A 24,491-nucleotide genomic window follows, 5' to 3' on the forward strand; every position below is an offset into this window, starting at 1 on the left:
CTCCCTTTCGCCGGACAAGCCGACCCCGCCCCGACCGGCGAAGCGGCGGCTGCTGTTTGTCGCGCTGGCCGGCGCACTGGCGCTCCTCGGCGCGTTGGCCGCCAGCTATTACTTCGCGTCGCGGACGGTTACGCTGCGAATCGCGGTCGGCCCCGCCAACAGTGACGATCTCAGGGCAGTCCAGGCGTTGACGCAGGCCTTCAACAACCAGCGCAGCAGCCAGGTTCGGTTGCGTCTGGTGCAGACCGATGGCGCCGCGGCAAGCGCGGCGCTGCTCGGCGAGAGCAAGGCCGACCTCGCCATCATCCGGGGTGACCTTGAGGTGCCGCGAAATGCCCAGGCGGTGGCAACGCTACGCAAGAACGTCGCGGTGCTCTGGGCACCCAATGCCGGCAAGGCCAAGGGCAAGAAGGCCGCGCCCGGCATCACGAAGATCACGCAGCTCTCCGGACGTCGCATCGGCGTCGTCGGCCGCACCGAGGCCAATGTCAGCTTGCTGAAGTTGATCCTGCGACAGTACGGCGTCGATCCGAGCAAGGTTGAGATCCTCCAGTTTCCGGTCAACGAGGCCACCGACGCCATCCGCAGCCAGAAGGCCGACGCCTATCTCGCAGCCGGCCCGGTCAACAGCAAGATTACCGCGGACGCGATCACGGCTTCGATGCGCGACGGCGGAACACCGACATTCCTCGCGATCGACTCGGCCGCGGCGATTGCGCAAAACCACCCCGCCTACGAGGCTTCCGAGATTCCTGCCGGAACCTTTGGCGGCGCGCCGGACCGGCCGGAGGAGGAGGTCAAGACGATCGGCTTCTCGCATCATATTGTGGCGCGCAAAGCGGTCTCCGAATCGACCGTAGCCGCCTTTACCCGGCAGTTGTTCGCAGTCCGGCAAGCGCTGAAGAACGAATTTCCGCTGGCGGCGAAGATAGAGACGCCGGATACCGACAAGGACGCCACGATTCCGGTCCATCCAGGTGCAGCCGCCTTTGTCGATGGCGAGGAAAAAACCTTTCTCGACCGCTACAGCGACTATATCTGGTGGGGACTGATGGGGCTGTCGGCGATGGGTTCGGTCGGCGCCTGGTTTGCCGGCTACCTCAGGAAGGACGAGCGTAGCGTCAACACCCCGCAGCGCGACCGGCTTCTGGACATGCTCACCGCCGCCCGCCAGTGCGATTCGATGGAAGAACTCGACCAGATGCAGTCGGAAGCGGACGCCATTCTGCGCGAGACGCTGCAATGCTACGAGCATGGCGCGATCGAGGAAGGCACGCTGACCGCCTTCAACATCGCGATCGAGCAGTTCCACAACGCGGTGGCCGACCGCAAGGCGCTGTTGATGAGCGCACCGCAGAGCCTGCTACGGGCCAGCGCCCAGTTCCGCGCAGCCAGCAGTTCCTGATCGACCAAGTTCTTCGGCCATGTCAGGATCGAGGGCGCCAGCGGCCAGTTGACGGTCACGTTGCGGGACCGAGCCGATGTCGCGCTGTGGTCGACGACGCTCGATCCCAAACCGCTGTAGCGTCGCGAAAGCTACCGCTTACCGCTAGGAGCCGCCATTTTTCAGCAGCGCCTGCAACGCTTCCGTCGAGTGGGGCTTGGCCAGTCGAGGCTTGCCCGCGAAAACCGCCGGAAGCTTCGCGTCGACGCCGTAGCCGGTGACGAAGGCAAAGGGAACGTCCAGCGACTGCAGCCTTTCGGCGACGGCAAAGCTCTTCTCTCGGATCAGCCCGACATTCAGCAGCGCGAATTCCGGGGCCCGGTGTTCGATCAGCTCAAGCGCCTTGGCCACATTGGCCGCAGTCCGCACTTCCTTCACGCCAAAGCCGAGAAGCGTGTCTTCGAAGTCGAGCGCGATGATCGGATCGTCCTCGACCACCAGCACGTCGCTGGGCATACCGGTAGGCGCGGGTTCCATGTTCTTGCCCCATCAACATTCGGCAGTTTAATTGGAAGACCCGGGCCGAAGCCCCGGGGAGGTGGAGGTCAGTCGACCGCCCATGAGCGCATCGCCGGTTCCGAACCTGAAACCACCACATGTTGGCGCCGTCGTCTGTGCACTAGTGGACATATAGATCCGATGGGATCAATTATTGTCCCCGGTGGGGAAGGGGAACATCCAATGCCTTCGCAACGCCGCGATGCGGTCGCCGATCGGCCGTTCAACAATCTGCTGCGCCGATTGAACGACGCCGACTTCGCGCTGATCGAGCCCGATCTCGCGATGACTGAGGCCAATCCAAGCGATTTGCTTTACAACCCCGGCGACAATGTCGGGACCGTCCACTTCCCCTGCGGCCCCAGTCTGGTGTCCTGCATGGTGACCAACGAGGACGGCCGCGACGTCGAGACCATCCTGATCGGCCGCGAAGGCGCGGTCGGCGGCATCGTCAGCCAGGGACATCTGCCGGCCTATACCCGCATCACCGTCAAGTTTGCCGGCCCGTTCGCGCGGCTGCCGGTCGGCAAGCTCGACGCGGCGAAATCGAAGTCAAGGACGCTCGACAACATCTTCGCGCGCTACGCTGATTGCATGCTGGCCCAGATCTTCCAGTCCACCGCCTGCAACGCGATCCATTCGATCGAACAACGTACCGCGAAATGGATCCTTGCCGCGATGGAGCGCACCGACGGCAAGGACGTGGTGCCCCTGACCCACGAACAGCTGGCGACCCTGCTCGGGGTCGGCCGCTCCTACGCCAGCCGGGTCATCCAGATCTTCAAGGCGGAAGGGACGCTGGAGACGCGGCGCGGCTCGATCCTGGTTCGCAACCCGGACGCGCTGCAGAACCGGTCCTGCCGTTGCAATGAGGCCGTCAAGGCCCATTTCGAGGAGGTGCTGCGGGGGGTCTATCCCGACCCCGAAAAGGGCACTTAGAGCGCTTTCAAGCGGTTCGCGACAGGCTCCATGCCGGTCATGCCAAAATCGATCAACCGAATGCCAAACAAACCATTGTTTTTTGGCGTTTTCTGAATATATTGCGCTGCAACGCGTAAGGTATGCCCGGTCCTTTGGCCGGGCTTCCTTTTTGGGGCGAGGTTCGAGGCCGATAGCCCCATTCGCATTTCAGGTTTTGAGCGCGATCCGGAAAAGTGGGTCCCGGTTTTCCGGAGAGATCGCGCGTTCCTTGCACGACCAGAAGAAGAGCCATGAACCTTCGCAACGTCGCCATCATCGCCCACGTCGACCACGGCAAGACCACGCTGGTCGACCGCCTGCTGCAGCAATCCGGCACCTATCGCGAGAACCAGAAGGTGACCGAGCGCGCGATGGACTCCAACGACCTGGAGCGCGAGCGCGGCATCACCATCCTGGCCAAGGCCGCCTCGGTGCAGTGGAAGGACACCCGCATCAACATCGTCGATACCCCCGGCCACGCCGATTTCGGCGGCGAGGTAGAGCGCATCCTCAACATGGTGGACGGCGCGCTGGTGCTGGTGGACGCCGCCGAAGGCCCGCTGCCGCAAACCAAGTTCGTTGTCTCCAAGGCGCTCAAGGTCGGATTGAAGCCGATCGTCGTCATCAACAAGGTCGATCGCCCCGACGCGCGCCCGACCGAAGTCATCAACGAGGTGTTCGACCTGTTCGCAGCACTCGACGCCAGCGAGGAGCAGCTCGATTTCCCGATCCTGTACGGCTCGGCCAAGCAGGGCTGGATGGCCGAGAGCCCCGACGGCTCCCACGACGCCGGCATGCAGCCGCTGTTCGACCTGATCGTGCGCCACGTCGCGCCGCCGACCGTCGAGGCCGGCCCGTTCCGGATGATCGGCACCATTCTCGAAGCCAACCCTTACCTCGGCCGCATCATCACCGGCCGCATCACCTCGGGATCGATCAAGCCGAACCAGGCCGTGAAGGTGTTAGGCGCCGACGGCAAGACCATCGAGCAGGGACGCATCACCAAGATCCTCGCTTTCCGCGGTATCGAGCGCACCCCGATCGAGGAGGCCGAGGCCGGCGACATCGTCGCCATCGCCGGTCTTTCCAAGGGCACCGTCGCCGACACCTTCTGCGATCCCACGGTGGAGACGCCGCTGGTGGCGCAGCCGATCGACCCGCCGACGGTGGCGATGTCGTTCATCGTCAACAACTCGCCGCTGGCCGGCACCGAAGGCGACAAGGTGACCTCGCGCATGATCCGCGACCGCCTGTTGCGCGAGGCCGAAGGCAATGTCGCGCTGCGCGTGGTCGAGGCTTCCGACAGGGATTCGATGGAAGTGTCCGGCCGCGGCGAATTGCAGCTCGCGATCCTGATCGAGACCATGCGCCGCGAAGGCTTCGAGCTCTCGGTATCGCGCCCGCGGGTGGTGCTGCAGAAGGACGAGGCGACCGGCCAGTGGAAGGAGCCGATCGAGGAAGTCGTGATCGACGTCGATGAGGAGCACTCCGGCGTCGTGGTGCAGAAGATGAGCGAGCGGCGGGCCGAAATGATCGAGATGCGCCCCTCCGGCGGCAATCGCCTGCGGCTGGTGTTCTACGCGCCGACCCGCGGCCTGATCGGCTACCAGGGCGAATTGCTGACTGACACCCGCGGCACCGCGATCATGAACCGGCTGTTCCACGGCTATGCACCCTACAAGGGCGACATCCAGGGCCGCCGCAACGGCGTCCTGATCTCCAACGACCAGGGCGAAGCGGTGGCTTACGCGATGTTCAAGCTGGAAGACCGCGGCCCGATGATGATCGAGCCGGGCTGCAAGGTCTACAAGGGCATGATCGTCGGCGAGCACACCCGCGACAACGACCTCGAGATCAACGTCCTCAAGGGCAAGCAGCTCACCAACATCCGCACCACCTCGAAGGACGAAGCGGTGCGCCTGACGCCGCCGATCAAGATGACGCTGGAAAAGGCGCTGGCCTATATCGAGGAGGACGAACTGGTCGAAGTGACCCCGAAGTCGATCCGCCTGCGCAAGAAGTTCCTCGACGCCAACGACCGCAAGCGCGCGGAAAAGGCCCGGGAAGCAGTGGCGTAGGCCTCCACTCTCGTCATGCCCCGCCAACGGGTCGCGCGAATGCGCGCCCGATGACAGGCTCAGGCGGGGCGTCCAGTACGCTGAGGCCTATCGGCCGTATCACTATCGTCTCTGGGATAATGGATCACCCGCCTTCGCGGGTGATGACGGCCATGCGGGGCAGCTTCAGGCGTGGCGGCGAACGTGCTAGATGCTGCACATGAGATCCCTCCCCTCCACCATCGACGTCGCCATCATCGGCGCGGGCGCCGCCGGCCTCGGCGCCGCCAATGCGCTGAAGGATTCCGGCCCCTCCGTCATTCTGCTGGAAGCGCGAGGCCGCAGCGGCGGCCGCGCGCACACCGTCATGGCCTCGCCTGAGGTCACCTTTGACGTCGGCTGCGGCTGGCTGCACTCGGCCGACCGCAACTCGTTCGTGGAAATCGCCGGACGGCTTGATTTCGCGATCGACAAGACCCGCCCGCCGTGGCGCGAGCAGGCGTTCGACAAGGCCTTCCCGCCGGCCGAGCGCGCCGACTTCATCCGCGCCCTCGACGCCTTCTACGATCGCGCCGAGCAGGCCGCGCAAGCCGGCCGCGACGCCGCCGCCAGTCTCTGTCTGGAGCCCGGCAACCGCTGGAACCCGATGATCGATGCGATCTCCACCTACGTCAACGGCTGCGAACTCGACCAGGTGTCGATATCAGACATGGACGCCTATGAGGATACCGAGATCAACTGGCGCGTCAGGCGCGGCTACGGCGCGCTGGTCGCGGCCTATGGCACTGCCTGTCCGCTGGCGCTGAATTGCGCTGTGACGCTGATCGACCATTCCGGCAAGCGCGTTCGCATCGAGACCTCACAGGGGACGCTGACCGCCGCCCAGGTGATCGTCACCGTCCCGACCAGCCTGATCGCCGATGAGACGATTCGCTTTCATCCGCCGCTGCCGGCCAAGGTCGATGCCGCGCGCGGCCTGCCGCTCGGCCTCGCCGACAAGGTCACGCTGGCGCTGGCCGAGCCTGAAGCGTTGCCGACGGACGGAAATTTGCGCGGCGCCACCATGCGCACCGACATGGGCACCTATCATCTGCGCCCGTTCGGCCAGCCCTGCATCGAAGGCTTCTTCGGCGGCCGCTTCGCGCAGGCGCTGGAGGACGCCGGCGACGGCGCGCTGGCCGCGCAAAGCATCGACGAGATCGTGGCGTTCCTCGGCAGCGATTTCCGCCGCAGACTGAAGCCGCTGGCGGAATCGCGCTGGGCCCACGACCCCTTCGCCCGCGGTTCCTACTCGCACGCGCTGCCGGGGCACGCCGGGGACCGGGCGGTGCTCGCCGCACCCGTCGATGGCAGATTGTTCTTTGCCGGCGAGGCGACCTCGCCGGAATTTTTTTCCACCGCGCACGGGGCAAGGGATTCGGGGGAGCGGGCGGCGGGGGAAGTGCTGGCAGCGCGCGCGGGTTGATCGGGCTATGGCCGCAATCGGCACGGCACGGGCACTCAGACAAAAAAACGCGAAAACAACCCCATGCAAAGCAGAACGGGGCGACCCGGAGAGCCCTTTAGCCGCGCCCAGCGTTCGTCGCTCCGCTCTTCGCGATGACGGCAGGGAAAGCGTTGGCCCCTACTCCATCACCCTTTCCCGCATCTCCGCATCCGGCACGAAGCACGCCTCGTACTTTCCGAAGATGCCATAGCGGTTTCGCGCGACAAGATCATAGACGGCGTCGCGAATCGGCTTTGGGACCGCGCGCAACGCGCGCGTCCAGCCCCATCCCGGCAGCGCGCCCAGCACCGTCAGCGCGGCGTCGGATCTGGAATGCGCGACGCCGCCATGGATCACGGCGTTGGTGTCGGGATCGTCGGGATCGATGCCGAAGGCCTGCGCCAGCCTCGTCCTGTAGCGTGACTGGATCGCGGTGAAGCGGAACCTTCGCGCGGTGTCGCGCGCGGCGACGAAGCGGATCCAGCGCGAGCAGAACACACACAGCCCGTCGTAGAGGATCACATCGTCGTCGGACCAGTCTGTCATCGCTTACCCGCCGGGCTCGGAGACATAGCCTTCAAGGCGCGATCGAGTTCGGGCGCAGCGAGTGCCACCCCGGCTTCGGTTTCCACTAGCCAGTGGCCCTCGCCGCCATGGGCCGGCAGCACGCGGAAATCGGCCTTGCCCCCGGTGCCGCGAAACGCATCGGCCAGTTGCTGCGACAGCGCCGGGGAAAAATAGCTGTCATTGGCGGCGACCAGCCAGGTCACGGCGACGCGCGCGGCCCTGCCGAATTCGCCCGCGGCCGAGATCAGCGCCTGCGGCGCGCAGACCCGGTCGGGGATGTCGTTGGCGTGGCCGCCGCGGCCCGGCGCGAAGGCGACGACGGCGGCGATTTCGCCCGCGTCCCGGCCTGCCAGCGCCAGCGCGCCCCAGGCGCCGGCCGAATGGCCGATCACGACGATGCCGCCCGGCCGGATGAAGGGTTGCCGGCGCAGCGGCGCGGCCGCGGCGGCGATCATGTCGGCGGTGACCCGCCCCGCCCGCGCATAGTCAGCCTCGTCGCAGCCGCCCTGGTCCTCCAGATATCCGCCGCCGGTGGCGCCATGGCCCGGTCGTTCCGGAACCAGCACGGCGAAACCGCGCCCCACCAGCCACGCCGCCAGCGCGCGGTATTCGGGTTGCGGCATCTGCGCCCGCCGCAGCGCGTTCTGGGTGGAGGCGTGCGCGATCACGGCGAGCGGGAACGGTCCATCGCCCGGCGGCCGAAACAGCAACGCGTGCGATGCGGTTGCGCGATCCGGCGACGGCACCAGCCACCGCTGCAAGCGGTGAGGTTCACCTTCCGGCCCTTGCGCGCCGACGCCGGGCTGCGCCGCGACGGTCCCGACGCCGAGCACGGCCAGGATCACCACGGCACAAAACAGGCGTGGACGCATGGATGGTCCCCGGTGAGTCGAAGCAGTCGCCCGTCGCCGGCTAAATATCGCCGCCGAATCAGATGCTTCAAATTTTCCGTGAACGGAGTTGGCACTCGCGTTGTTCCCGGTGCTTTCAGCGATGGTTTTTCCTCCCCGCGGCGGCGAAATGCTGATTAACGCAGCTTGATGTCCTCTTCCGGGACACCCAAGCAAAAAAACTGATGCAGAAAATCCACAGGTTAACCGATAATTAACGATGGACCTTGAAGCCGGCGCGCCGACTTGCTTTGATCTGATCATGAGCACAACCCTGATCGAAGTTCGACCGGCCAAAGCTGCGGACGCCGCCGCGGTGGCGTCCACCCATGACGAAGCCTGGCGCTCGGCCTATCAGGGCATCATCCCCGGCGCCGAGCTGGAAAAGCTGATCAACCGTCGCGGCCCGCAATGGTGGGACAGCGCGATCCGCAAAGGCAGCCGCGTCAGCGTGCTGGTGTTCGGCGACAAGGTCGCGGGCTACGCCAATTACGGCCGCAACCGCGCCCGCAGCCTGCATTTCGAAGGCGAGATTTACGAGCTTTATCTGCGGCCGGAATTCCAGGGCCTTGGCTTCGGCCGCCGGCTATTCACCTCCGCCCGCCGCGACCTGGCGCAGAGCGGGTTGAAGAGCATGGTGATCTGGGCGCTGTCCGATAATGATCCGGCGACGGAGTTCTACCGCGCGCTGGGCGGGCGCATGGTGGCGCGCTCCTCGGAGAAGTTCGGGCCCAAATCGCTCGACAAGGTCGCGTTCGCCTGGAACAACTGAGGCTTATCGCGCTTTTCCCAGCTCTGCTTCGGGTCTAAACCGACCCCAGCGCGGGATGACTGTTCTTCGAATCGTCATCCCGCTCTGACTATTTGTTTGAGCATGATCTTTCCGGAAAACCGCTGCACACTTTTCCGGATCATGCTCTAACGGGCGGCTGATCCCAGCCATGCCCCGAATTCCCAGCGGAGCGCGCCATGCGTATTGACGCCATTTCGATTGGAATAAATCCCCCGCACGACGTCAATGTCATCATCGAAGTGCCTGTGGGCGGCGAGCCGATCAAATATGAGATGGACAAGGAGGCCGGCACGCTGGTGGTCGACCGCTTTCTCTACACGGCGATGCGCTATCCCGGCAATTACGGCTTCATCCCGCACACGCTGTCAGGCGACGGCGACCCCTGCGACGTTCTGGTCGCCAATACCCGCGCGATCGTGCCGGGCGCGGTCATGAGCGTGCGGCCGGTCGGCGTGCTGCTGATGGAGGACGAGGCGGGCGGCGACGAAAAGATCATCGCGGTGCCCTCCTCCAAACTGACCCAGCGTTACGACAAGGTCAGGAACTACAGCGACCTGCCGGATATCACGCTGCAGCAGATCCAGCACTTCTTCGAGCACTACAAGGATCTCGAGCCCGGCAAATGGGTGAAGGTGCTGCGCTGGGGCGACGCCGCGGACGCGCATCGGCTGATCATGGAAGGCATCGAGCGGGCGAAGGCAAAGACGTGAGCCCGTCATTCCGGGGCGATGCGAAGCATCGAGCTATGGTGCGCAATTGCGCACCTGAGAATCTCGAGGTTCCGGGTTCGCCCGCTCCGCGCGCGCCCCGGAACGACGACCATCTACACCCCCGGCTTCGGCAGCCCGGCAATCGCGCAGGCCGCGCGCAGCGTGTTGACCAGGAGGCACGCCACCGTCATCTGCCCGACGCCACCCGGCACCGGCGTGATCGCGCCCGCCACCTCGGCCACTTCCCTGAAGGCGACATCGCCGACCAGCCGGGTCTTGCCGTCGCCGGCTGGCAGCCGGTTGATCCCGACGTCGATCACGGTAGCACCCGGCTTGATCCAGTCGGCGCGCACCATCTCCGGCCTGCCGACGGCGGCGTAGACGAGGTCGGCGCGGGCGCAGAGTCGCGCCAGCTCGCGCGAGCGCGAATGCGCGATCGTCACCGTCGCGTTCTCGTTGAGCAGCAATTGCAGCAACGGCCGGCCAACCAGGTTGGAACGGCCGATGACGATGGCGTTCATGCCCTCCAGCGAGGCATGCACGCTCTTGGTCAGGATGATGCAGCCGAGCGGCGTGCACGGCGACAGCGCCTCGAAACCGCCGGCGAGCCGGCCGGCATTGCTAGGATGCAACCCGTCGACATCCTTGGCCGGATCGATGGCGTTGATGACCGTTTCGGTGTGGATCGACTTCGGCAGCGGCAATTGCACGAGAATGCCGTGCACCGCGGGATCGCGGTTCAGCTTCGCGATCAGCGCCAGCAGGTCGGCCTGCGCGATTTCGGCGGACAGCCGGTGCTCGAACGAGGCCATGCCGGCGGCCTGGGTCTGCGTGTGCTTGCTGCGGACATAGACCTCGCTGGCGGGGTCATTGCCGACCAGCACCACCGCAAGCCCCGGCGTCAACCGATGCGCGCGCTTGAGCCGCGCCACCTCGTCGGCGACGCGGGCGCGAAGCTCGGCTGCGATGAGCTTTCCATCGATGATGCGGGCGGTCATCTCAACACCAGGCGTCCATCAGCGGGTGACGTCCGCCATCAGAAGACGTTGGGGTAGATGTAGTAGGCGATCACGCGCTGGATCAGCAGGATGATCAGGATCAGGATAATCGGCGAGATGTCGAGACCGCCGAGATTGGGCATGAACCGGCGGATCGGCGCCAGCGCCGGCTCGGTGATCCGGTAGAGGAATTCCGCCACCGCCGCGACGAACTGGTTGCGCGTATTCACGACATTGAAGGCGATCAGCCAGGACAGGATGGCTGAGGCGATCAATAGCCAGACATAGAGGTCGAGGATGATGATGATGATGTCGAGGATAGCGCGCATATGGCGGGGGCTCGCAGATGGGTCGTCAAGCTAGATATCGGTTTGGCCCGCCGCAAACAAGTGAAGTTCCCGGCAAAATGACGCTGAAACCGGCTGCTTCAGGTTTCTTGCACCGTTCTTGACTTGACCTTGGGCCGGACGGTAAATGGCGCCGATTGTCGGGCGCTTCGGATCACATCGAGGCGGTCGCGATGGGGCCATAGCTCAGCTGGGAGAGCGCGTCGTTCGCAATGACGAGGTCGGCGGTTCGATCCCGCCTGGCTCCACCAGCCTTCGCTCGCTTCGCGAGCTTCGGCTGGGCAAGCCCGGAAAGTCTATCGTAGCGAAGTGAGCGAAGGCTGCCACGCCATAGCCCGAAGGGCGACGGCGGGCCTGGGCAAGCCTTACCTCGGCGAATTCCGGTAGATCGACCCCTCACCTCCCCGTAAACTTCGGCGCGCGCTTCTCCACGAAGCTCGCCACCCCCTCCTTGAAATCACTTCCCTTCAGCGCGATCTGCATTTCGCGGTTGGCGTCGATGGTGGCTTCCGCGAGCGTCTGGAACGGCACGTCGTAGAGCTGGCGCTTGATCACCGAAATCGCACTCGGCGAAACGAAATCGGCGAGATCGCGGGCATAGGCATAGGTCTGCTCGCGCAACTGGTCCGGCGGATAGAGCCGGTTGACCAGGCCGATGCGCAGCGCCTCGTCGCTTGGGACCCGCCGCGCGGACATCAACAGGTCGAGCGCGTTGGCGTGGCCGACGATGCGCGGCAGCATCCAGCTGATGCCGTGCTCGGCGATCAGCCCGCGGCGGGCGAACGCGGTCGTGAAAACGGTGTTGTCGGCCGCAAACCGCAGGTCGCAATAGAGCGCGTGCACCAGGCCGATGCCGGCAGTGGCGCCGTTGAGCATGCCGATCACCGGCTTTGGGATCGCCGGGTAGTAAGCGTAGCGCGTCTGCCAGTCCGCCCGGCGGTTCATGTCGAACGACGGGGTGCTCTCGCCGCGCCTGACCTCGTTGGGGTCGATGCCCTGCAACGCCTCCATGTCGGCGCCCGCGCAGAACGCGCGCCCGGCGCCGGTGAGGATGATGACGCGGACATTGTCGTCGGCAGCGCAAGCCTCCATCGCGTGGCGCACGTCGCGCTCCATGACCGCGGTCCAGGCGTTCATGCGCTCAGGCCGGTTGAGCGTGATGGTCGCGATCTTGTCGCTCACCTCGTAGAGAATATGCTGATAGTTCACCCGCGACCTCCCTTGTGATTTCCAGCGTTTGGCGCGCTTTGGACAGCGATACTATCACAATCGGAGATTTTCGGAGCCAATCGGCCGGCGGCGGACAAATTCCGGCAAGCGGCTATTCGGCGGCTTGCAGCACGCTCGATCGTGGCGCGCGCGCGAGCCAGCGCGCGATGAAGTTCGTCAGCCACGCGCGTTCGCACGCGTCATGCATCGCGCGACCTTCGAAGTGAAGATGACGGGGATGCGCGCCCGGCGAATCCAGCCGCGCGCATCCCTTGGTGGTCCAGCGGTGCATCAGCGCGTAGGTCACATCGGGATGAAACTGGAAGCCGAACGCGTGGCCCGACTGGAACGCCTGCACCGGGAAATCGTCGCCTTCGGCGAGCAGTTCGGCGCCGCGCGGCAGTTGGAACCCTTCGAGATGCCAGTGATAGACCCGCTCCGGCCAGTCCGGGCACAGCGCATGCCCGGCGGCGGTGGGACGGATCGGATAGTAACCGACCTCGACCCGGCCCTGGCGATGCGGCGCGACCGGCGCGCCGAGTTGCCGGGCGAGCATCTGGGCGCCGAGGCAAATGCCCAGAAACGGCCGCTGCTCTCGCAAGGGCACCTTGATCCAGTCGATCTCCCGGCGCACATACTCGTCGGGATCGTTGGCGCTCATCGGGCCGCCGAAAATCACCGCGCCGGCATGCTGTTCGAGCGTTTCCGGCAGGGGGTCGCCGAACCGCGGGCGCCTGATGTCGAGGGGATGGCCGAGCGCGCGCAGCGCATTGCCGACCCGGCCCGGCGTTGATGTCTCCTGGTGCAGGACGATCAAGACCGGCAGCGGATTCCACCGCGTCTGCCCGGTAAAAGGCTGGACGATATGGCCTTTTTTGATCGACCGGAACGACATTGACGTGGCCTCGGGCGCACCTCGAACGCAAATCATGCCGAGGTGAGTGTTAATTTCAGGTGATCTGACGCGGACTTGCGGGAGATTATAAGCAAGGCGCGGGCCATCTGTGCGCCTGGTCACACTGCCCACACGGGCCGGCCTGGACTTCGAAAATGCCGCCTTAGCGCTTGCGCAGCTGGAATCGGCCGACGGCTCCGAGCACAAACGAGCGTGGGAAGAAACGGAGCAGGATCGGCACGATCTTGATGCCAAAGCCGGGCAACACCGCGCGCTTGTTGGACATCAAGCCGCGATAGGCCTGGCGGGCGACGGCGGCCGGCAGGACGTTGAGGACCACCGAGTCAAATCCGGGTTTCAGCCCGGCGCGGGCCTGAAATTCCGAAGGGACCGGGCCGGGGCATACGACCGTGACACGCACGCCGTGCGGCGCCAGCTCGGCACGCATCGCCTCGGTGAACGAAAGCACATAGGCCTTGGATGCGTAATAGACCGCCATTCCCGGTCCCGGCATGAACCCCGCGATCGATCCGATGTTGAGGAGACCGCCGCGATGGCGGATCAGATGGTCGGAAAACCGCAACGACAGCTCGGTCAGCGCCCGGATGTTGACGGCGATCATGTCGAGCTGATCGCCGAGATCCTGCTGGTTCGCCCTGCCGAACAGGCCGTATCCAGCGTTGTTGACGACGTACTCGATCTCAACGCCGGCGGCGGCCAACGCCTCGGCGATCCTGTCGCCGGAGTCCGGCTGCATCAGGTCGCAGGGAATCACGATCGGCGCCATGCCGCCGGCGGCCGTGATTTCTTCCGCAAGCGCCGTGAGGCGATCACCACGCCGGGCCACCAGGGCCACGCGATGGCCTTCCGATGCAAAGACGCGCGCCAATTCGCTGCCAATGCCCGCCGACGCGCCGGTAATCAGCGTCACACGCTCAGTCACGATCGAATGCTCTAAATCAATGGTCGATGTCGCGGGCGGACGAGAGCATAGGCCGGTGGTCAGACGCAAGTCGTGTCAGCCATGTCAGCGGCCGTCGCGCCGCGCGGCGGGCTTGTTTTCAGGCCTTTTGAGGCCTGTGGGCGCGATGACGACTGGTTGCGCCGCCCGTTGCACGCGTGCGCAGCTTCCAACGAGGCCGCGCCAACGCCCGCCAATCATGACGTCGGATCAGCCGTGATCGCCTTGTTTCGATTCCATCGAGACGAAAAATCGGGTCTCAACCCGTCGCCTGCGCCGCATCGGCCGGCCGCCCCGCTTGCCGTTCCGCCACCCGGTGCTTGAGCTCGATGCGGTCTCGCGACGAAATGCCCAGAAGGTCCGCCGCCCGCCAGACCACGTTGTCCTCGAATTCGCTGACCTGACCATCGGCATAGACCACTTCCCACATCATCTCGATGATGCGCAGCCTGCCCTCCTCATTCACCGAACGCATGATGACGCTGGTGAAATTGTAGAGATCAACCGCCTCGCCTTCGACGCGCGTGGCCGACGCGATCAGCTGGTCCGCGGTGCCGGGATCGAGCTTGAACCTGGTTTCGATCAGGCTGTGCAGTTTGCGCTTCTCGACCCGGCTCGGCTCGCCGTCGAGCGAGACGACATGGACCAGCAACGCGGTTGCCGCCAGGAGATAGCCGGTATCGTCAAACGTCCGGTCGGCCTCGGCGCTGGGAGCAAGGATGTCGGCAATGAATTGGCGCAGTCCGTCCAGCATCAACCTGCTCGCAAGAATCGGGGGGAAGGCGGTTCGATCGAATATGGGATAGCGATCCCGCATTCGCAATCGGCGCGACAAAGCCGCCCCAACCGGGGCTGCCCCTAGATCAGCCGCTTCGCCGCAGGGATGGCGAACTATTACTTGCAAATCATTCGCATTTGCATTATTAGAAAAATCGTTGTTTCATTTGGATAATTTCAGGAGGGACACATGCCCAAGAGGTCACCCCGCTCAGCGATCGGCGTCGCCGTGGCGCTGGGGCTTGCTTCGGGAGCGGCGCTGGCGGCCGGCGACCTGTCGCGACAGGCCCCGATCGAAATCACGGTCGATCTCGGCTCGCCCGGCAAGCATGAATTCACGCCAAGGCAGTTGCGGCTCGAAACCGGCAAGCTCTACAAGCTGGTGCTGCGCAACGGCAGCAGCGACCCGCATTACTTCACCTCGCATGCGTTCTCGCAGATGGTGTTTACGCGCAAGGTGCAGGTCACGCAGCAGCAGAGCGGCAAGCCGGTGACGCTCGCCGAATTCAAGGGCGCGATCCGCGAGATTGAGGTCTATCCCGGACAATCCGCCGAATGGTGGCTGGTGCCGATCGCCGCCGGCCGGGCCAGCGACCTGCGCTGCGACATCAAGACTGCGGATGGCAAGTCGCACGCGGAGCTCGGCATGCTTGGTGAGATCATTATCGAATAAGCCCCTCAGGGAATCTCGTACACCACGATCTTGTCGGCGATGCCGCGCAGCGCCGCCTGCTTCTGAATCGGCCTGATGGCCTCCTTCTCGAGAAGCGCGGCCACCGCGGGCGAATCGATCACCGGGCCGGTGATGTGAATCTCCTGCGAAGTCGAAAGGCTCTGCACGCGGGCGGCGATATTGACGGTCTGGCCGAAATAATCCTGCCGCTCGTTGAGCATCACGGCCAGACATGGGCCTTCATGAATCCCGATCTTGACGATCAGGTCCTCGGTGCCGCGCTGGGCGTTGAGCGCCGCCATCGCGGACCGCATCCGAAAACTGGCGGCAAGTGCGTGTTCCGGCCTCATGAACGTCGCCATCACAGCGTCGCCGATGGTCTTGACCACCGCGCCCTTTTCGGACGAAATGATTTCCAGCAGCGCACGGAAATGCGCGCGCACCAGGTCGAAGGCGGAGAGATCGCCGACCCGCTCGTACAGCGCCGTCGATCCCTTCAGATCGGTGAACAGGAATGTCAGCGACGTGATCTTCAGCCGCTGGTCGATATTGAGATTGTCAGCCTTGTAGACGTCGCGGAACGTCTGGTTGGTCAGCATCCGCTTGGCAGTCAGGAATGGCTTCCTCTTTCCGAGCAGATGATGGAGGCCATCGGCGGCGATGAACACCGATGGCAGTACCCGCGCACCGGTCTGATTGTCGAGCGACAGCCGCAACGGCCCGGGACGCATGGTAGTGGTTCCGGTCGGCGCATGGACGTTGTTGTACATCAGGGATAGTTGCTGACGTTCCTTGGTGGGCTCGCCCTGGACGTCGATGAATTGCGCAGAATGGGTCACCGGCTCGAACACGATGATGAACTGCGCCGGCAATTGCAGCGACAGCACCGCCTTCTCGCCCGCCGGGAGTTCAAGTGCGTCGATCACCACCTCCTCGGTCAGGGACTCAAACGATTCCTTGTTGAGTTCGATGCCCGAGCTCCAGAATACCTGCTTGAAATAATCCCAGATCGGCAGCGTGTTCGGGTCGTGCGCGGCGATGCGCCGGACACGCGGGCTGACGGTAAAGGCAACTTCCACCTGTTCGTCGACCGAGGCCTCGTAACCCGCCGCGCACAGCGCGCAATTGTAATCGTCATGACGCAATGATTTCAGCGTCGAATGGGCATCGAGCACGCCGCCACAGCCCGGGCACAGCACGTTCCAGGTCAGTTCGAACAGGCCCAGCCGCGAAGCGTGGAGAAAGCCGGAAATCACCCGCTCTTCGTCGAGCCCGGTCCGCTTCGAGAAATCCAGGACGTTGATCCGGTTGAGCTGGTGATCCTCGCCGGTCTCGATGAGCGCGGCAATGGCCTCGGCCACCGCCGGGTCGGCGGTTTGCCTCAAGACCGAAAACTGTGCCTGAACGTCGCTCATGCCGGTGCCTTAGATGATGGTTCGAGAATGGCGGCGCAAGACGCGCTTTTTTGCAACGCTCTTCTTCACTCGAACCGGCATTCACCCCCGGATCAGGTCCGGGGGTATGCTGATGCCATGCTATCGCGGCGTGATCGCAAACATCGGCGAGCGGTCGGGCTGGGTCGTCACCACGCCGACCGGCATCACCGGGGCCTTGTCGGCCAGGCCGACCCGGAACGCGCCGATCATCTTCGCCAGCGCCAGGGTCGCTTCCACCAGCGCGAAATGCGCGCCGATGCAGACCCGCGCGCCGACGCCGAACGGCAGATAGGCGAAGCGATCCGGCGGCGTGCCGGTCATGAAGCGCGACGGCATGAAGGCGTTCGGTTCGCGCCAGAGCTTTTCGTGCCGGTGCAGCAGCCATGGCGCGATCAGGATCACGTCCTTGGGCTTGACCGGCCTGCCCGCGATTACATCCGGCCCGGCCGCCGCGCGCGCGATCAGGAACGCCGGCGGATAGAGCCGCATGGTCTCGTCCATCACCGCGCGGGTGAATCTGAGCCGCTCGATATCGAGCGCGCCGTTGACGGTCGCAGCCGAGACCTCCCCCGCCACCTGCTCCTGCGTCGCAGGATCAAGCGCGAGCAGGTAGAGCGCCCAGAACAGCGCCGTCGCCGTCGTCTCATGGCCGGCCAAAATCATCGTCGCGACCTGGTCGCCGAGCTGTTCATCGGTGAAGGCCTCGCCGGTTTCCGGATCGCGCGCGTCGCCCATCAGGTCGAACAGGTCGCGCGCCGGCGCGCCCGCGTTCTTGCCGGCAACGCGGCGCTCGGCCATCAGCATGGCGACGAACGCGGTCCAGCGCTTGCGAAAGCGGGCGCGTGCGAAATCCTGCGGGCTCGGCCAGTTCAGCGGCAGCAGCAGATCGAGAACATGCGGGCGCGCCAGCCGCTCGCCATACTCCATCACGAAATCGCGCAGCGCGGCGCCGTGGCGGTCCATCCCGAACGAGAACATGGTGCGGCCGGCGATTTCCAGCGTCATCCGCTGCATCGCCTCGCGCAGGTCGACGGGGGCGTTGCTGGAAGCCCTGAGCTTGGCGATCGTGTCGTCGGTCGCAGCCAGCATGTGCGGAACCAGCGTCATCACCGCCCGCGGGGTAAAGGCCGGCGCCAGGGTGCGCCTCTGGTGCTTCCATGCGCGCCCTTCCGCGATCAGCAGGCCTTCGCCGAGGATCGGCCGCAACACCCGGATGCCGGCCGGCGTGCGGGTATAGTTTTCGTAATTGTCTACCAGCACGTGCCGGATCGCATCCGGCGTGTTGAGAATGAAACTGCTGCGCCCGAAGAAGCGGCCCTGGACGATATCGTCCTCATAGGCGCGCTGTCCCCAGCTGCCGATCGGGCTGATGCGGATCGCCCTGATCCGGCCGAACACCGTCATGTCGTCGGGCGCGCGCGGCGGGCTCGGCGGCACCAGCGGGGCGCGGGCCAGTGGCGCATCGTGGGCTTCGGCCAGGCTCATCGCGTTCCCTTTCGCAGCCCGGAAACCGCTATCTTTGGGCTGAGTTTTCAATCTATGTCTTCGATCCCGGCAATGCAAAGAAACGCCGGCCGTGAAATACGGTCGGCCGCTGCGGAAACGCCGACCCTTCGGGCGCGGAACCCAGGAATGATCTTTCACCAAGCCGGGTTCCGGCGCGCCTGGGAGGTGCGGCGGCTGGACAGGTCGGGCCTTTCGCGGGCATCACTCTCAAGGGAATCAGGCCGGCGACGGCGGGGCCAACGGAACGGACCATGACCGACCAACCGAAGCGTTCGCTTCTTGCGTCCGACAGCATCGCGGCGCCGTTGCGGCACGCCGTGTTCCGTCGCATCTGGATCGCCAGCCTCGTCTCCAATCTCGGCATCCTGATCCAGGGCGTCGGTGCGGCCTGGGCGATGACGCAGATGACGTCTTCGGCCGACAAGGTTGCGCTGGTGCAGACCGCGTTGATGCTGCCGGTGATGCTGATCGCGATGCCGGCCGGCGCCATCGCCGACATGCATGACCGGCGCATTGTCGCACTGGTGGCGCTGGCGATCGCGCTGGTCGGCGCGACCGTGCTGACCGTGCTGGCGTGGCTCGGCCTGGTCACGCCGAACGTGCTGCTGGCGCTGTGCTTCGTGATCGGCAGCGGCATGGCGCTGTTTGGTCCGGCCTGGCAGGCCTCGGTCAGCGAGCAGGTGCCGGCGGAAACCCTGCCGTCGGCCGTCGCGCTCAACGGCATCAGCTACAACATTGCGCGCAGCTTCGGGCCGGCGGTCGGCGGCATCGTGGTCGCGACCGCGGGCGCGGTTGCGGCGTTCGCGGCCAACGCGCTGCTCTATCTGCCGCTGATGTTTGTGCTGTTGCTGTGGAAGCGCGCCAACGAGCCATCGCGGCTGCCGCGCGAGCGTCTCAACCGCGCCATCGTCTCGGGCGTGCGCTACATCGCCAATTCACCCTCGATCCGCACCGTGCTGGCGCGGACGCTGGTCACCGGAATCATCGGCGGTTCGGTCTCGGCGCTGTTGCCGCTGGTTGCGCGCGACCTGCTGAATGGCGGCGCGCAGACCTACGGCATCATGCTCGGGGCCTTCGGCATGGGCGCGGTGATCGGCGCGCTGAATATTGCCGAGGTGCGCCGGCGCATGAGCGGCGAGGCGGCGGTCCGCGCCTGCGCGATCTCGATGGCCGGCGCGATCGCGGCCGTCGCCATGAGCACGCATCCGGTACTGACGGCGATCGCCCTGGTGCTGGCCGGCGCGGTCTGGATGCTGGCGGTGGCCTTGTTCAATATCGGCGTCCAGCTCTCGGCGCCGCGCTGGGTCGCGGGCCGCTCGCTGGCGGCGTTCCAGGCCTCGATCGCCGGCGGTATCGCGGTCGGAAGCTGGGGCTGGGGCCATCTCACCGATCTCGCCGGGGTCGAGGTCGCGCTGCTGGTTTCGGCCGGGTTGATGCTGGTATCCCCGCTGCTCGGCATCTGGCTGCGGATGCCGCCGGTCGGCGCACGCAACGAGGACTCCACCGAAATTCTCGCCGACCCCGAAGTGCGGCTGTCGTTGACCGGGCGCAGCGGCCCGCTGGTGGTCGAGATCGAGTATCGCGTCGCGCAGGCCAGCGCCCGCGCGTTCCACAACGTGATGCAGGAAGTGCAACTCAGCCGCCAGCGCAACGGCGCCTATGGCTGGTCGATCGCGCGCGACATCGCCGACCCCGAATTGTGGACCGAACGCTATCACTGCCCGACCTGGCTGGATTATCTGCGCCAACGCAACCGCCCGACCCAGTCCGAGCGGGCATTGCACCAGCGCGCGATCGACTTTCATCTCGGGCCCGAGCCGGTACGGGTTCGCCGCATGCTGGAACGGCCGTTCGGCTCGGTGCGCTGGAAGGAAGACACCCCCGACCGCGCCGCCAACGAGGTCCTGCCGGTCGCGACCGCGGCAGGCAGCAGCACCTGACCGGACCCGCTACCCGCGATCGCCTGTTCTCGGTTGCACCCTTAACCTTAACCCGGTGGGGAGCCTGGCGCCGCGCCGGTTTCTGCCCACGACTTTAGCCGCATGGACGCAACGCCTGCTTGCCAAAACTCGCGGCCCGCCTCTAGAGTTCGCCCCAATCCAGCCGGCCAGCAAGGGCCGGTTCAACCGGGAGGACGTCGATGACCAAACCGACCAAGGGCAAGAGTTCAACACGTCGCAACTTTCTGAAGGCCGCCGCCGCCGGCGCCGCGGCAACCGTCGCTGCGCCGAACATCGCAAGCGCACAGGGTCCGGTCAGCATGCGCTGGCAGAGCACCTGGCCCGCCAAGGACATTTTCCACGAATACGCGCTCGACTTCGCCAAGAAGGTCAACGACATGACCGGCGGCGACCTGAAGATCGAGGTGCTTCCGGCCGGCGCGGTGGTCCCGGCTTTCGGCCTGCTCGACGCGGTATCCAAGGGCACGCTCGATGGCGGCCACGGCGTGCTGGTCTATCACTACGGCAAGCAGAACGCGCTGGCGCTGTGGGGCTCCGGACCGGGCTACGCGATGGACGCCAACATGCTGCTGGCCTGGCACAAATATGGTGGCGGCAAGGAACTGCTGGCCAAGCTCTACGCCTCGATCAACGCCAATGTGGTCTCGTTCCCCTACGGACCGATGCCGACCCAGCCGCTCGGCTGGTTCAAGAAGCCGGTGACCAAGGCGGAAGATCTCCAGGGCGTCAAGTTCCGGACGGTCGGCATCTCGATCGACGTGTTTACCGGGCTCGGCGCCGCCGTCAACGCGCTGCCGGGCGGCGAGATCGTTTCGGCGATGGACCGCGGCCTGCTCGACGCGGCCGAGTTCAACAACGCGACGTCGGATCGCATCCTCGGCTTCGCCGACGTTTCCAAGGTCTGCATGCTGCAGAGCTACCACCAGAACGCCGAGCAGTTCGAAATCATGTTCAACAAGACGAAATACGACGCCCTGCCCGAAAAGATGAAGGCGATCATCGCGGTCGCCACCGAGGCCGCGGGGCAGGACATGGCCTGGAAGGCGATCGACCGCTATTCCAAGGATTACGAAGAGCTGCAGACCAAGGACAAGGTCAAGTTCTACAAGACGCCGGACTCGATCCTGCAGAAGCAGCTGGAGATCTACGACCAGGTCGTGGAGAAGAAGTCGGCGGAAAATCCGCTGTTCAAGGAAATCGTCGAATCCCAGATCGCGTTCGCCAAGCGGGCGACGCAGTGGGAGCAAGACACGGTGGTCAGCCGCCGCATGGCCTACAACCACTATTTCGGCCCCAACGCCAAGAAGCGGACTTGACGTAGCCGTCCACGCGAATAAGCCATCATCCGGGACAGCAATGTCCCGGATGATGCTTTTTCTGCGATACATGCTGCTCTGACCATTCCCTCGATTTGCGGCCCGGCCCCATGAACGCGCAGCGCTTCCTGCACACCATCGACGGCATCAGCACCTGGTTCGGCAAGGCCGCCGCGTGGCTGATCGTCGGGCTGATGGCGCTGGTCTGCGCCGAGGTGTTCAAGCGCTACGTTCTCAACATGCCGACGGCGTGGATCTTCGACGCCTCCAACATGCTCTACGGCACGCTGTTCATGGTCGGCGGCGCCTACACGCTGGCGCAGAACGCCCATGTCCGCGGCGACTTCCTCTACAGCTCGATGCGGCCGCGGACCCAGGCGTCGCTCGACCTCGTGCTCTACATCGTGTTTTTCCTGCCCGGCATTGCCGCACTGGCCTATGCGGGCTGGGACTACGCGTCGGCGTCGTGGGTCATCAACGAGCATTCCAACGTGACCGCCGACGGGCCGCCGGTCTACCCCTTCAAGTTCATGATCCCGCTCGCCGGCGCGCTGTTGCTGCTGCAGGGCGCGGCCGAGATCACCCGCTGCGTGGTGTGCCTGAAGACCGGCGTGTGGCCGAGCCGGCTCAAGGACGTCAGCGAGATCGACGTCGTCGAGGAACAGCTGGCGCACAGCGAGCATGTCGACGAGGCGACGCGCAGGGAGGCGATCGCGCACGCCCAGGAGATCGAGGAAAGCGCGCGGCAGCGCGGCATGGGCGGGGACTTGCAGCGATGAGCGATCCGGCACTCGGACTTCTGATGCTCGGGCTCATCGTGGTCGTGATCATGATGGGCTTCCCGACGGCGTTTACGCTGATGGGGCTCGGCATGTTCTTCGGCTTCTTCGCCTATTACCGCGGCGGCGAGGCCTGGTCCGACAATCACATCTTCGACCTGATGGTCCAGCGCACCTATGGCGCCATGACCAATGACGTCCTGATCTCGATCCCGCTGTTCGTGCTGATGGGCTACGTGATGGAGCGCGGCGCGCTGGTCGACAAGATGTTCTATTCGATCCAGCTTGCGTTCCGCCGCGTGCCGGCCTCGCTCGCGGTCGCAACGCTGATCGTCTGCACGTTCTGGGGCATCGCTTCCGGCCTGGTCGGCGCCGTGGTGGTGCTGATGGGCGTCATCGCCTTCAACCCGATGCTGAAGGCCGGATACGACGTCAAGCTCGCGTCCGGCGTCATCACCGCCGGCGGCACGCTCGGCATCCTGATCCCGCCCTCGGTGATGATCATCGTCTATGCGGCGGTGGCCGGACAATCGGTGGTGAAGCTTTATGCCGCGGCGATGTTCCCGGGATTCTTCCTGGCGTTCCTGTATCTCGTCTATGTCATCGGCTGGGCGCTGCTGAATCCGAAGATCGCGCCAAAGCTTCCCGAATCCGAAACCCGCGTGCCGGTCCGGCCATGGATCACCGAGTTGCAGCGGGCCTATTCGCGCAAGATGCTGCCGACGCTGGCTGCCGCGGTGCTGGCGCCGGGCCGGGCCATGAACATCCAGGTCGACGGTGCGCGGCTGCGCTATCCGGTGCTGCTGAAGAATTTCGGCTTTGCGCTGGTGCCGCTGGTGTTGACGGCGGCGACGCTGTGGGCGGCGTGGTGGTACGTGGTGATTCACCAGCAGCCGGACCTCCCGCCAACCGTGGCGGCCTCGACGCTGCAAAAGGCGAACGACGCGCCGCAGCCGCTTGGCGCCGGCGCCGCTTCCCAGCCGGCGGAAGAGAAGCTGCAGGAGCTTGGCGGCGGCCGGTCCGGCGCCGCGACCCACAGCGAGCCGGAAGCGCTGCAGCAGATGGGCAGCGCCGAACTGCGCAGCACCATCGCCACGCCCTCCTACACCGGGCCGCCGCCGGAGTTCTATGTCTACTTCGCGTTCATCGCCGGCATCTTCGGGCTGGTGCTGCTGTATTATTACTGGATCATGGAAGCCGAGCAGTTCGAGATCCTGCGACTGCTGGTCTCATCGGTGATGCCGCTCGGCATCCTGACGGCGGTGGTGCTGGCGGTGATCCTGCTCGGACTCACCACCGCCACGGAATCGGCCGCGGTCGGCGCCGCCGGCGCGTTCCTGCTGGCGTTCATGGCCCGGACGCTGGACTGGAAACGCACCAAGGAGGCGGTGTTCCTGACCGCGAAAACCACCTCGATGGTGTGCTGGCTGTTCGTCGGCTCGGCGCTGTTCTCGGCGGTGTTCGCCCTCCTCGGCGGCCAGGCGCTGCTGGAAAACTGGGTGCTGTCGCTCAACATGACGCCGGTCCAGTTCATGATCCTGTCGCAGGCGATCATCTTCATCCTGGGCTGGCCGCTGGAATGGACCGAGATCATCGTGATCTTCGTGCCGATCTTCCTGCCGATGCTCAAGCACTTCGGCATCGACCCGATCCTGTGGGGCGTGATGGTGTTCGTGAACCTGCAGGCCGCGTTCCTGTCGCCGCCGGTAGCGATGTCGGCGTTCTACCTGAAAGGCGTCGCGCCCAAGCATGTCACGCTGAACCAGATTTTTTCGGGCATGATGCCCTACATGTTCATCGTCATCGTCTGCCTGGTGCTGATGTATATCTGGCCCGGCATGACGCTGTGGCTGCCGAACTATCTGTACGGAAACTGACGCGTTTTCCGGCGAAGCGGCCGCGGGTGCGCGTCAGGCTCAGGTGCCTATTTCAACGGTCGGAACGGCCGATCACGGCCATCAGCTCCGCGATTTTTGCCCGCTGATCGGCCTTGTCGCCGCTACGGATGGCGCCTTCGACACAGTGCGACACGTGATCCCTCAGCACTTCTTCCTCGACGCGCCGCAGCGCGGCCCGCACCGCCGCGATCTGGGTGACGATGTCGATGCAATAGCGGTCCTCCTCGACCATCCTGGCGAGGCCGCGGACCTGGCCCTCGATCCGGTTGAGGCGCTTCTGACAGGAAGCCTTGATGTCTTTTCGCATGCGGCCTATATACCCCTATAGGG

General features: G+C 65.1%; 23 protein-coding genes and 1 tRNA gene. 12 read left to right on the forward strand and 12 right to left on the reverse strand.

Annotated elements, in window-relative coordinates; translation table 11 throughout:
- Positions 1–52: 52 nt before the first annotated feature.
- The gene (locus Q0D31_RS06325) at positions 53–1,405 is read left to right on the forward strand and encodes a TAXI family TRAP transporter solute-binding subunit (RefSeq protein ID WP_366518505.1); all 1,353 of its coding nucleotides are present in this window, start codon (positions 53–55) and stop codon (positions 1,403–1,405) included.
- 144 nt (positions 1,406–1,549) lie between these two features.
- Here the strand turns inward: Q0D31_RS06325 and Q0D31_RS06330 are convergent, their stop codons facing one another.
- Entirely contained in the window at positions 1,550–1,900 is a 351-nt protein-coding gene (locus Q0D31_RS06330) for a response regulator (protein ID WP_366518504.1), read from the reverse strand.
- A 225-nt stretch (positions 1,901–2,125) separates the two neighbouring features.
- On the opposite strand from Q0D31_RS06330, the gene Q0D31_RS06335 reads away from it, so the two are divergent.
- From Q0D31_RS06335 to Q0D31_RS06345, 3 genes are all read left to right on the forward strand, one after another.
- The gene (locus Q0D31_RS06335) at positions 2,126–2,881 is read left to right on the forward strand and encodes a helix-turn-helix domain-containing protein (protein ID WP_291846963.1); all 756 of its coding nucleotides are present in this window, start codon (positions 2,126–2,128) and stop codon (positions 2,879–2,881) included.
- A gap of 272 nt (positions 2,882–3,153) precedes the next feature.
- Positions 3,154–4,980: a translational GTPase TypA gene (typA, locus tag Q0D31_RS06340; RefSeq protein WP_291846966.1), complete on the forward strand. Its 1,827-nt coding sequence runs from the start codon at positions 3,154–3,156 to the stop codon at positions 4,978–4,980.
- 199 nt (positions 4,981–5,179) lie between these two features.
- On the forward strand, positions 5,180–6,424 hold the full coding sequence (locus tag Q0D31_RS06345; protein ID WP_291846971.1) for an NAD(P)/FAD-dependent oxidoreductase: 1,245 nt from the start codon (positions 5,180–5,182) through the stop codon (positions 6,422–6,424).
- 159 nt (positions 6,425–6,583) lie between these two features.
- Here the strand turns inward: Q0D31_RS06345 and Q0D31_RS06350 are convergent, their stop codons facing one another.
- Positions 6,584–6,991, reverse strand: a complete 408-nt coding sequence (locus tag Q0D31_RS06350) for a DCC1-like thiol-disulfide oxidoreductase family protein (RefSeq protein WP_291846987.1) — start codon at positions 6,989–6,991, stop codon at positions 6,584–6,586.
- Positions 6,988–7,884: an alpha/beta hydrolase gene (locus Q0D31_RS06355; protein ID WP_291846994.1), complete on the reverse strand. Its 897-nt coding sequence runs from the start codon at positions 7,882–7,884 to the stop codon at positions 6,988–6,990. The genes Q0D31_RS06350 and Q0D31_RS06355 overlap by 4 nt, the downstream gene beginning before the upstream one ends.
- A gap of 280 nt (positions 7,885–8,164) precedes the next feature.
- Between Q0D31_RS06355 and Q0D31_RS06360 the strand changes: the two genes are divergently transcribed.
- Together Q0D31_RS06360 and ppa are read left to right on the forward strand one after the other, a co-directional pair.
- Positions 8,165–8,674: a GNAT family N-acetyltransferase gene (locus Q0D31_RS06360; protein ID WP_291846998.1), complete on the forward strand. Its 510-nt coding sequence runs from the start codon at positions 8,165–8,167 to the stop codon at positions 8,672–8,674.
- A gap of 197 nt (positions 8,675–8,871) precedes the next feature.
- Positions 8,872–9,405 (forward strand): inorganic diphosphatase, encoded by a 534-nt coding sequence (ppa, locus tag Q0D31_RS06365; RefSeq protein WP_291847000.1) that lies wholly within the window; start codon positions 8,872–8,874, stop codon positions 9,403–9,405.
- A 113-nt stretch (positions 9,406–9,518) separates the two neighbouring features.
- On the opposite strand, the gene folD is transcribed toward ppa, so the two are convergent.
- The gene (gene folD / locus Q0D31_RS06370) at positions 9,519–10,403 is read right to left on the reverse strand and encodes a bifunctional methylenetetrahydrofolate dehydrogenase/methenyltetrahydrofolate cyclohydrolase FolD (RefSeq protein WP_291847003.1); all 885 of its coding nucleotides are present in this window, start codon (positions 10,401–10,403) and stop codon (positions 9,519–9,521) included.
- A gap of 38 nt (positions 10,404–10,441) precedes the next feature.
- Positions 10,442–10,732, reverse strand: coding sequence for a YggT family protein (locus Q0D31_RS06375; protein WP_291847006.1), 291 nt, complete (start codon positions 10,730–10,732; stop codon positions 10,442–10,444).
- Between the two features lie 193 nt (positions 10,733–10,925).
- Here Q0D31_RS06375 and Q0D31_RS06380 point away from each other — a divergent pair.
- A tRNA-Ala gene (locus Q0D31_RS06380) sits at positions 10,926–11,001 on the forward strand.
- Between the two features lie 145 nt (positions 11,002–11,146).
- Here the strand turns inward: Q0D31_RS06380 and Q0D31_RS06385 are convergent.
- The 4 genes from Q0D31_RS06385 to Q0D31_RS06400 all read right to left on the reverse strand — a co-directional run bounded on the left by Q0D31_RS06385 (position 11,147) and on the right by Q0D31_RS06400 (position 14,569).
- Positions 11,147–11,959: an enoyl-CoA hydratase gene (locus Q0D31_RS06385; RefSeq protein WP_291847014.1), complete on the reverse strand. Its 813-nt coding sequence runs from the start codon at positions 11,957–11,959 to the stop codon at positions 11,147–11,149.
- Between the two features lie 112 nt (positions 11,960–12,071).
- Positions 12,072–12,785 carry a glutamine amidotransferase gene (locus Q0D31_RS06390; protein WP_291848131.1) on the reverse strand — a complete coding sequence of 238 codons (714 nt, stop codon included), beginning with the start codon at positions 12,783–12,785 and terminating at the stop codon, positions 12,072–12,074.
- A 232-nt stretch (positions 12,786–13,017) separates the two neighbouring features.
- Positions 13,018–13,797 carry an SDR family oxidoreductase gene (locus Q0D31_RS06395; protein WP_291847016.1) on the reverse strand — a complete coding sequence of 260 codons (780 nt, stop codon included), beginning with the start codon at positions 13,795–13,797 and terminating at the stop codon, positions 13,018–13,020.
- A gap of 277 nt (positions 13,798–14,074) precedes the next feature.
- Positions 14,075–14,569: a TerB family tellurite resistance protein gene (locus Q0D31_RS06400; RefSeq protein WP_291847021.1), complete on the reverse strand. Its 495-nt coding sequence runs from the start codon at positions 14,567–14,569 to the stop codon at positions 14,075–14,077.
- A 213-nt stretch (positions 14,570–14,782) separates the two neighbouring features.
- On the opposite strand from Q0D31_RS06400, the gene Q0D31_RS06405 reads away from it, so the two are divergent.
- Positions 14,783–15,265 carry a hypothetical protein gene (locus tag Q0D31_RS06405; RefSeq protein WP_291847024.1) on the forward strand — a complete coding sequence of 161 codons (483 nt, stop codon included), beginning with the start codon at positions 14,783–14,785 and terminating at the stop codon, positions 15,263–15,265.
- Positions 15,266–15,270: 5 nt separating this feature from the next.
- Here Q0D31_RS06405 and Q0D31_RS06410 read toward each other — a convergent pair whose 3' ends face one another.
- Both Q0D31_RS06410 and Q0D31_RS06415 read right to left on the reverse strand, forming a co-directional pair.
- Positions 15,271–16,680 carry an adenylate/guanylate cyclase domain-containing protein gene (locus tag Q0D31_RS06410; protein ID WP_291847028.1) on the reverse strand — a complete coding sequence of 470 codons (1,410 nt, stop codon included), beginning with the start codon at positions 16,678–16,680 and terminating at the stop codon, positions 15,271–15,273.
- A 120-nt stretch (positions 16,681–16,800) separates the two neighbouring features.
- Positions 16,801–18,186 carry a cytochrome P450 gene (locus Q0D31_RS06415; protein ID WP_291847049.1) on the reverse strand — a complete coding sequence of 462 codons (1,386 nt, stop codon included), beginning with the start codon at positions 18,184–18,186 and terminating at the stop codon, positions 16,801–16,803.
- 272 nt (positions 18,187–18,458) lie between these two features.
- On the opposite strand from Q0D31_RS06415, the gene Q0D31_RS06420 reads away from it, so the two are divergent.
- The 4 genes from Q0D31_RS06420 (at position 18,459) to Q0D31_RS06435 (ending at position 24,140) form a co-directional block, all read left to right on the forward strand.
- Positions 18,459–20,147 carry an MFS transporter gene (locus Q0D31_RS06420; protein ID WP_291847058.1) on the forward strand — a complete coding sequence of 563 codons (1,689 nt, stop codon included), beginning with the start codon at positions 18,459–18,461 and terminating at the stop codon, positions 20,145–20,147.
- A 200-nt stretch (positions 20,148–20,347) separates the two neighbouring features.
- A complete protein-coding gene (locus Q0D31_RS06425) occupies positions 20,348–21,484 on the forward strand; it encodes a TRAP transporter substrate-binding protein (protein ID WP_291847062.1) in 1,137 nt (378 codons plus the stop codon).
- A gap of 110 nt (positions 21,485–21,594) precedes the next feature.
- Complete coding sequence (locus Q0D31_RS06430) at positions 21,595–22,263, forward strand: TRAP transporter small permease subunit (protein WP_291847065.1); 669 nt, start codon at positions 21,595–21,597, stop codon at positions 22,261–22,263.
- The gene (locus Q0D31_RS06435; RefSeq protein ID WP_291847068.1) at positions 22,260–24,140 is read left to right on the forward strand and encodes a TRAP transporter large permease subunit; all 1,881 of its coding nucleotides are present in this window, start codon (positions 22,260–22,262) and stop codon (positions 24,138–24,140) included. Before Q0D31_RS06430 ends, Q0D31_RS06435 begins: the two co-directional genes overlap by 4 nt.
- Before the next feature lie 52 nt (positions 24,141–24,192).
- Here Q0D31_RS06435 and Q0D31_RS06440 read toward each other — a convergent pair whose 3' ends face one another.
- Complete coding sequence (locus Q0D31_RS06440; protein ID WP_291847073.1) at positions 24,193–24,468, reverse strand: metal-sensitive transcriptional regulator; 276 nt, start codon at positions 24,466–24,468, stop codon at positions 24,193–24,195.
- Positions 24,469–24,491: the final 23 nt, after the last annotated feature.

This window comes from Bradyrhizobium sp. (assembly GCF_022844465.1).
Classification (GTDB): domain Bacteria; phylum Pseudomonadota; class Alphaproteobacteria; order Rhizobiales; family Xanthobacteraceae; genus Bradyrhizobium.